Annotated in this window: 6 protein-coding genes; 1 reads left to right on the top strand and 5 read right to left on the bottom strand. The window is 74.8% G+C overall.

All coding sequences use genetic code 11. From position 1 onward, the window contains the following. Window positions 1-88: 88 nt before the first annotated feature. The 3 genes from ABZ646_RS33440 to ABZ646_RS33430 form a co-directional block, all read right to left on the bottom strand. On the bottom strand, window positions 89-1,210 hold the full coding sequence (locus tag ABZ646_RS33440; RefSeq protein WP_360527321.1) for a DUF2510 domain-containing protein: 1,122 nt from the start codon (window positions 1,208-1,210) through the stop codon (window positions 89-91). 76 nt (window positions 1,211-1,286) lie between these two features. Next, on the bottom strand, window positions 1,287-2,429 hold the full coding sequence (locus ABZ646_RS33435; protein ID WP_360527318.1) for an anhydro-N-acetylmuramic acid kinase: 1,143 nt from the start codon (window positions 2,427-2,429) through the stop codon (window positions 1,287-1,289). 4 nt (window positions 2,430-2,433) lie between these two features. After that, window positions 2,434-3,714 (bottom strand): MFS transporter, encoded by a 1,281-nt coding sequence (locus tag ABZ646_RS33430; protein ID WP_360527315.1) that lies wholly within the window; start codon window positions 3,712-3,714, stop codon window positions 2,434-2,436. A 179-nt stretch (window positions 3,715-3,893) separates the two neighbouring features. On the opposite strand from ABZ646_RS33430, the gene ABZ646_RS33425 reads away from it, so the two are divergent. Next, window positions 3,894-6,572, top strand: coding sequence for an AAA family ATPase (locus ABZ646_RS33425; protein WP_360527312.1), 2,679 nt, complete (start codon window positions 3,894-3,896; stop codon window positions 6,570-6,572). Between the two features lie 46 nt (window positions 6,573-6,618). Here the strand turns inward: ABZ646_RS33425 and pcaD are convergent, their stop codons facing one another. Then, entirely contained in the window at window positions 6,619-7,737 is a 1,119-nt protein-coding gene (pcaD, locus tag ABZ646_RS33420) for a 3-oxoadipate enol-lactonase (protein ID WP_360527309.1), read from the bottom strand. Next, the coding region (locus ABZ646_RS33415; protein ID WP_360527306.1) for a lyase family protein at window positions 7,734-8,725 on the bottom strand (992 nt) is incomplete at its 5' end. The genes ABZ646_RS33415 and pcaD, both read right to left, overlap by 4 nt.

Here is an 8,725-nt window from a genome sequence, read left to right as displayed (position 1 = left end):
GCCCAGCTCATCCACGCTCACCCGACGCAGAACGAGGCGCTCGGCGGGGCACCCCACCCGGCCGACGTCGCCCGTGCGGCGGGCGGGATCAGACGGTCTGGCCGTTGCCGCCGCCGGAGGACACCTTGATGCCCTGGGTGATGGTGTCGATCACCGACTCCTTCTGGCCGACGTCCACACCGAACCGGACCACCACGATCTGCCGGGCGTTCGCCGGCGAAGGGAAGGCCAGCGACTCGACGTACCCGTCGGCGCCCTTGCTGGTGACGACCTTCCAGCGCACCATGTAGCCCTTCTGCCCGGCCACCGTCACCGCCTTGGAGGCCAGCACCTGGTGCGAGGTGATCGAGCCGTAGGTCTTGCCGCCGTACGACTCCTTGGCACTGGCGGCGATGTCCGCCTTGGCGACGGCCTCGGCCGTGCTGCCCGAGGTGCCCAGCACCACGGCGGGCGCCGAGTAGGCGCCCCCGGTGGTGCAGGTCTCGGAGGTGTCGCCGGGGCACTTGTAGGAGTCGTCGGAGGTGATCTGCGCACCGACCTGCCCGGCCTGTCCGGTCCAGCCGTCCGGAACCGGCAGGCTGATGGCGTTGACGGAGTCCGGCACGTTGCCGCCGCCCTGCACCTTCGGAGGCTCGGACTGGTTCGGCGAGGGCGACGCGCCACCGTCCGACCCGCCGGAGCCGCCCGGACCGCCCGATCCCGAACCGCCTCCCGACCCGCCGAACGGGAAACCCTGCCCCCCGTTCTGTCCGTTCTGCCCCTCGGGGCCGCCCTGGCCGCCGGACCCCCGCTGCGAGGCCTGGTTGCCGTTGTCGCCGCCGTCGGCGGTCAGCGCGTAGACGCCCACCCCGATGGCGGCCAGCACCGCGGCCGCGATGCCGACGGCTATGCCGGTGCGCAGCCCGCGCCTGCCCGCGGGCGGCGCGGCCGGGTACCCCGGATAGCCCGGGTACTCGGGGTGGGCCGCCGGGTACCCCGGATACACCCCGCCGGCCTGCGGGTACGTCGCGCCGGCCCCCGGGTGCGTCCCGTCGGCGGCCGGGTGCGCGCCGGCGGCCGGCGGCTGCGGCGGGGGACCCCAGTCGGCGCCCGATCCGGCGGGGCGGGTCTGCTCCGTCCACGCCTTGCCGTCCCACCAGCGTTCGGTGGCCGGACCGTCACTTGTCTGCCCGGGGTCGGGATACCACCCGGGAGGAGTCACCTGCGTCATGCTCCTACCGTATGAGGCGTCGGTGAAAGTCGGATGAGAGGATGCGCCGACTTTCGGATGACTGCTGCCGCGCGGCTCACTCGATCCGCAGCCGTACCGGTGGACCCGCCGCCGGCGGCGGCAGCCGCAGCCCGTCCCGGCCCGGCGTCAGCGAGCCGAGGACGCTCGGGTGCCGGGCACCGGTGGCACTCGGGGCCGTGCCCGGCAGGCCGTGTGCGGTGAGGAACCCGAGGACCGCGAACGCGTACGCCTCCTTCGCCGCCGCGGGCAGCCCGAGTTCGTCGGAGACGCGGACCGGGGTCCCCGGCAGCAGGCCGCGGAGCGTCTCCCACAGCACCGGGTTCCGGGTGCCGCCGCCCGATGCGACCACCTCCGTGGCCCCCACGCTCCGCACGGCGTCCGCCACCGTGCGGGCCGTCAGCAGGGTGAGCGTCGCCAGCGCGTCCTCGGCCGGCATCCCCTCGGGCGCCCGCCAGTACCCCGCGTGGAACAGCTCCTTGCCGGTCGTCTTCGGCGCGGGCAGCGCGTAGTACGGCTCCGCCAGCAGCTCTTCGAGCAGCGCCGGGTCCGGCCGGCCGCGGGCCGCCAGGGCGCCGTCCACGTCGTACCTCAGCCGCCCGCCCGTGCACCGGCGGGCCGCCGCGTCCAGCAGCGCGCACCCCGGCCCGGTGTCGAAGGCCGTGCCGTCCGGTGCGGTGAGGTTGGCGATCCCGCCGAGGTTCAGCGCCACCGGCGTACCCGGCCGGCCGCGCAGCCACAGCAGGTCCACCAGGCTCACCAGCGGCGCGCCCTGACCCCCCGCCGCCACGTCCCGCGGCCGGAGGTCGGCGACCACCGGCAACCCCGTCGCCTCCGCGATCCAGGCCGGCTGCCCGAGCTGCAGCGTGCCGTGCACCCGGCCGCCGTCCGCCCAGTGGAAGACCGTCTGGCCGTGCGAGGCCACCAGCTCGGCGCGGCCGCCGCACAGTTCACGGTCGGCCCGGACGGCCGCCGCCGCGAACGCCTGCCCGATCCGGGTGTCCAGCAGACACACCCGCGCCAGCGGCACGGCAGCCGGAGGCAGTGCTCCCGCCAGGGCCTCGCGCAGCTCGTCGTCGTACGGTGTGCTCACCATCCCCAGCGGCTTCAGCAGCAGTGTGCCGTCCGCCAGCCGCAGCTCGGCCGCCGCCGCGTCCACCGCGTCGTACGACGTCCCGGACATCAGACCGATCACCAGCACCGTCTCAACCCGCCTTCCGCTTCTGCGCCGCGAGGAGCGCCAGGACGCTGACCGCGCAGGCCGCCGCCGCGTAGTAACCGGGGACGTCCGGATTGCCGGTACGCCTGACCGCCTCCGTGATGATGAGGCCCGCACAGCCCGCGAACACGGCATTGGACAGGGCGTAGGCGAGTCCCAGCCCCGTGCACCGGGTCCGCGCCGGGAACATCTCGGCCAGCAGCGCGGGGCCCGGCCCGGCCATCAGTCCCACCAGCGCACCCGCACCGCACAGGGCCGCGCCCTTGGCCGTCTCCGAAGTTCCCGCGTCCTGAAGGAGGTCGAGCAGCGGCAACGCCAGCAGCACCACCAGCCCGGCGCCCGCCAGCATCACCGGCCGCCGCCCCACCCGGTCGCTGAGCAGCCCCGCCGGGAGGATCGCCGCCGCGAAACCCAGATTCGCCAGCGCGGTGGCCAGGAGCGCCGCCCGAAAACCGGTGTGCAACGTGGTCTGGAGGTACGACGGCAGGACGACCAGGAAGGTGTACCCGGCCGCCGACCACCCCGTCACCCGCCCGGCGGCCAGTGCGATCGCCCCCGCGGAGACCCGTACGTCCGCCACGGCCGGCGCCCGGAACTCCGGCGTCTCGTCCAGCCCCACCCGCAGCCAGAGCGCCAACGCGCCCAGGGGCAGCGCCAGCAGGAACGGCAAGCGCCACCCCCACGACGCGAACGCGTCCGCCGTCAGCAGGCCGGACAGCCCGACCGCGACACCCACCCCACCGAGCAGCCCCAGCGCCACGGTGAACGACTGCCACGCCCCGTACAGCCCCCGCCGCCCCGGCGGCGCGTACTCCGTCAGCATCGCCACCGCGCCCCCGAACTCGCCCCCCGCCGACAACCCCTGGACCATCCGGAGGAACGTCAGCAGCCAGGGCGCGAGCGCACCCGCCCGGGCATAGGTGGGGAGCAGACCGATCAGCGCCGTGGCACCCGTCATCAGCGCCACCACGAGAATCAGTACGGGCCGCCGCCCGAGCCGGTCGGCCAGCCGGCCGAACAGGGCCGCGCCCAGCGGACGGAAGAAGAACGCCAGCCCGAACGAGGCATAGGTGCGCACCAGGCCCTCGGCCGCGCTCCCGCCCGCAGGGGTGAAGAACCGCTCGGCGACCGTCGTCGCGACATAACCGTAGACACCGAACTCGTACCACTCGATGAAGTTGCCGACCGATCCTGCGGCCAGCGCCCGGAGGGGCCGGTTCCGCCCGGTCGCCGCACGATCTCCACGATCTTCATGAACCAGGTTCATTTCCCTGCCCGTTGACGATCCGTCCACTCCACAGCGGCAGGTCGGGGCCGACACGCGTCGCCCGCCGGCCCGCTGTCACCCGTCACGGCAACAGCTGCCCGGACCCGCCTCCGGCCAGCCAACAGGACGGCTACGCTCGTGGTCTGTACGTCGTTCGGGCGACTTGGGGAGGCAGCGGGATGACGGAGGAACAGCCCCTTGGGTGTGCCGCGGCGCCCCTCTGGGAGCGCGACGAGGAGCTCGCCGCCATCACCGAGGCACTCGACGTGCTGGGTTCCGACGCCTCCTCCTGCGGCAACCTGCTGGTCCTGCGCGGCGACGCCGGGCTCGGCAAGACCGCGCTGCTGACCGAAACCCGCCGCATGGCGGAGCGCCGCGGCTGGACCGTCTGGTGCACCCGCGGCGTCGAGACCCTGCGCAGCGTCCCCTTCCACGTGGTGCGGCAGCTGCTCCAGCCCGCCCTGGTCTCACTGCTGCCGGAGGAGGCCCGCGAGTACCTCGGCGACTGGTACGACATCGCGGGGCCCGCCCTCGGCATCACGGACCCAGGCGACCGCCAGGCCGACCCGCAGGGTGTCCGCGACGGCCTCGTCGCGGTCGTCCGCAGGCTCGCCAGGCGCGACTGGCCGCTGGTCCTGCTGATCGACGACGCGCACTGGGCCGACCAGGAGACCCTGGCCTGGCTCGCCGCCTTCGTCGAACGCCTCGACGACCTCTCCGTCCTGGTCCTGGTCGCCCGCAGGCCCGGCGAGGTCAGCGGCGACAGCGCCCGCTACCTCGACGCCGTAGCCGCCGCCGGCCGCCCCCTGCGCAACCTCACCGCCCTCACCCCGGACGCGACCGCCGGCCTCACCCGCGCCACCCTCGGCGCACACGCCGACGCCCCGTTCTGCCGCGAGGTCTGGGCCGTCACCGGCGGCAACCCCTACGAGACCGTGGAACTCCTCGCCAAGGTCCAGGACAGCGAGGTCGAACCCGTCGAGGCCCGGGCCGGTGAACTGCGCGCCCTGAACCGCTCCGCCCGCGGCGGCGGACTCGTCACCCGCCTCGAAGGCCTCGGCGTCGACGCCACCCGGTTCGCCTGGGCCGCCGCCATCCTCGGCACCGGCATCTCCGTCGACCTCGTCGCCCAGCTCGCCAGCATGACCGTCGACGACGCCGAACGCTGCGCCGAACTGCTGCGCACCGCGCGCATCCTCACCGAGCCCGACCCGGCCGGTTCCCGGCCCCGCGCCGGTGACCTGGAGTTCGTCCACCCGCTGATCGCCACCGCCGTCTACAATTCCATCCCGCCCGCGATGTGCACCGCCATGCACGGCATCGCCGCCCAGATCGTCATGGACGACGGCCGCGGCATCGCCGAGGCCTCCCGCCACCTGCTCAAGGTGCACCCGGACGACGACGAGGAACTCGTCGAGCAACTGCGGGACGCGGCCAAGGAACACCTCGCCGTCGGCGCCCCGGAAGCGGCCCGCCGCTGTCTCGAACGGGCCCTGCGTGAACCGCCCGTACCCGAGGTCCACGCGCGTGTGCTCTACGAACTGGGCTGCGCCACCCTGCTCACCAAGCCGGTCGTCACCATCGGCCACCTGCGGAGCGCGCTCGGCATGTCCGGCCTCGCCGGCGCCGAACGCGTCGACGCCGTCTTCCGCCTCTCCCAGGCCCTGCTCCACAACGACCAGCTGGAGGAGGCCGTCCGCACGGTCGAGGCGGAGGCCGCCCGGCAGGAGGAAGGACCCGCCAGACTCCGGCTCCAGGCGGTCCAGTTCATGTGGGAGGGCATCGCGGGCGAAGCCGTCTCCCCGCGCCGCTCCGAACGCCTCGCCGCACTCGCGGACACCTGCACCGGACGCGACAACTCCGAGCGCGCCCTGCTCATGCTGCGCGGCTTCGACCTGCTCATCCAGGGCGAGAGCGCCGAGGAGGTCGTCGAACTGTGCGACCGTGCCCTCGTCAACGGCCGGCTCGCACCCGGACTCGGCTGGACGGACACCGAGTGGGGCATCGAACTCCTGCTGATGCTCGCCAACGCCTACGTCTACACCGACCGCCTCGACCGCGCGGAGGCCCTGTACAACGAGGCGCTGCGCGCCTACGAGTCGGCCGGCTGGAGCGGCGGCCACCTCGCCCTCGCCCATGCGTACGTCGGCCTCGGCCACCGCAGGCGGGGCCGGCTGCGGGACGCGGAGACCTCCCTGCGGGAGTCCCTGCGGATCGCCGAGCGGGTCGGCCGGGGGCTGCCCCTGTACTGGACCGCCACCTGCAACCTCGTCGACACGCTGCTGGCCCGCGGCCACGTCGAGCAGGCCTGGGAGACCGCCGAGCAGTACGGCTTCGCACCGCCCTACCCCTCCACCATCGTGCTGCCGGACCCCCGGTCGGTACGCGGCAGGCTGCTGCTCGCCGTCGGACGCAGGGAGGAGGCCGTCAACGAACTGGAGGCGGCGGAGAAGGCGGCCGCCGCACGCGGCCACTTCAACCCCGTGGTCGTGCCGTGGGCGCTCGACCTCGCGCGCGCCCTCGCCGGCGACGACCCCGGGCGGGCGGCGCGGCTGGCCTCCGACGCCCGGCGCCAGGCGGAGCGGTTCGGCACCGACACGGCCATCGGCGAGGCCCTGCGGTGCGCCGCCGCGCTGGAGACCGGACAGCGGCAGGTGCGGCTCGCGTCCCAGGCGGTCGCCTACCTGGAGGCCTCGCCCTGCCAGTACGAGCACGCGGCGGCGCGGGTGGAGTACGGGATCGCCGCGCGGTCGGTGGCCGAGCTGAACCGCGGGCTCGCGCTGGCCCGGTCCTGCGGGGCGGACGGGCTGGTCGCCCAGGCCCGGGAGGTGCTGGACACGGGGCGCGGACTGCGCTGACGGGGGCGGGGCGTGCGGGCCGGCGACGGACCCGCCCCCGCCAGGGTCACCCCTCCTCCTCCGCCAGCACCCGCTGGGCCGCCGCGAACGCCGAGTTCGCCGCCGGGACGCCGCAGTAGACGGCCGTCTGGAGGAGCACCGCGCCGATCTCCTCCGGGGTGAGCCCGTTGCGCCGGGCCGCCCGTACGTGCATCGCCAGTTCCTCGTAGTGGCCGTGGGCGACCAGCGCGGTGAGGGTGATCATGCTGCGCTCGCGGCGGGAGAGGGTCGGGTCGGTCCAGATCTCGCCCCAGGCGTAGCGCGAGATGAAGTCCTGGAAGCGGGCCGTGAACGGCGTCTGGCGAGCCTGCGCCCGGTCCACGTGCGCATCGCCGAGCACCTCCCGGCGTACCGCCATGCCACGCCTCGCACCCCCGTCCAGATGGGCGCGCAGGGCGGTGAGGACGGCCTCGGGGCACTGCGCGGGCGCGAGATGAGCCGCCCCCGGCAGTTCGATCAGCGTGGCCGCCGGTGCCGCGTCCGCGATCTCCCGCAGATGCGGCGGCGGGGTCGCGGGGTCCTGACGGCCCGCGATCAGCAGGGTGCGGACGGAGATCTCGCCGAGCCGGTCGCGCAGGTCGAAGGCGGCCAGCGCGTCGCAGCAGGCGGCATACGCCTGCGGGTCGGCCGTCCGCTGGTCCGCCACCAGCCGGGGCACGGTGAAGCCCGGCGTGAACCAGCGGGAGGGGGCGTTCTCGGCCAGCCACGCCACGCCCTCCCGGCGTACCCGCTCGGCGCGTTCCTCCCAGGGCCCCGACCCGCCGAAGTGGGCCGAGGAGCAGATCACGGCCAGACTCTCCAGCCGCTCGGGACGGTGGACGGCCAGGTGCAGGCCCACCGCGCCGCCCAGCGACACCCCCGCGTACGCGAACCGCTCGATGCCGAGCGAGTCGGCGAGCGCGAGCACCAGGTCGGCCAGGTCGGCCACGGTCGCGCCCGCCCCGATCAGACCGGGCGCAGAACCGCCGTGCCCCGGCAGATCCCAGCGGACCACCCGGTGACCGGCCGACAGCTCGGGCGCCACGTCGTCCCACAGGGCGTACGAGGTGCCCAGCGACGGCCCGAGGAGCAGCGGGGGCGCCGAAGCGGAGCCTTCGACACGGTGGTTGAGCAGTCTCTCGGTCAACGTCGCTCCAGAGCACGGTCGGTGAGAGCACCGGCGGAACCGGTGTAGCGGGCGGGGTCGGTGAGGTCGTCGAGGTCGAGCCCCTGCAACTCCGGTTCCTCGACAAGGAGTTCACGCAGCGTACGGTGTTCCGCGTAGGTGCGGCGGGCGAGTTCGGTCAGCAGTTCCTTCGCCCGGGCCCGGCCCAGCACGGGGGCCAGCTCGGCGGACAGCCGTTCTGAGACGATCAGCCCCTCGGTGAGCCCGAGGTGTTCGCGCATCGCCTCCGGACGCACCCGCAGTCCCTCCGACAGCTCCGCCGTGTCCCGCGCGGCGCCCCCCACCGTCCGCAACAGGTCCCGCAGCGGCTCCCACTCCGCGTGCCACGCGCCGGCCGGCCGCTCGTCCTCCGCGACCAGGGAGCCGTACAGGACGGCCGCCAGCTGCGGGGCCCGCCGGGCCGCCGCCGCGACCAGCGTGGAGCGCACCGGGTTCGCCTTGTGCGGCATCGCCGACGAACCGCCGCCGCTGCCCTCGGAGACCTCGCCGATCTCGGTCCGGGACAGCGTCAGCACATCCACGGCGATCTTGCCCAGCGCCCCGGCCGTGAAGGCCAGGCACCCGGCGAGGTCGGCGACGGGGGTGCGCAGGGTGTGCCAGGGCAGGAGCGGCGCGGCGAGCGCGAGTTCCCGGGCGTAGGCCTCGGGCAGCAGGGTGGGATCCGCGAGGCCGTACGCCCCGAACGCCGCCAGCGTCCCGGCCGCGCCCGCGAGCTGGACCGGCAGCGACGCACGCACCCGTGCCGTGCGGTCCCGGGCGTCGAGCACCAGCGAACGCCAGCCGGCCGCCTTCAGCCCGAACGTGGTCGGTACGGCGTGCTGGGTGAGCGTGCGGCCCGGCATCGGGGTGTCCCGGTGCTCGGCGGCCGTCCTCCCCAGGGCCGCCGCCGCGCGCTCCAGGTCGGCCAGCACCAGGTCCAGGGTGCGGGCGGCGACCAGCATGGTCGCGG

Source organism: Streptomyces sp. NPDC007162, assembly GCF_040634175.1.
Taxonomy (GTDB): Bacteria; Actinomycetota; Actinomycetes; order Streptomycetales; family Streptomycetaceae; genus Streptomyces.
This window is presented reverse-complemented; position numbering and strand designations above follow the sequence as displayed.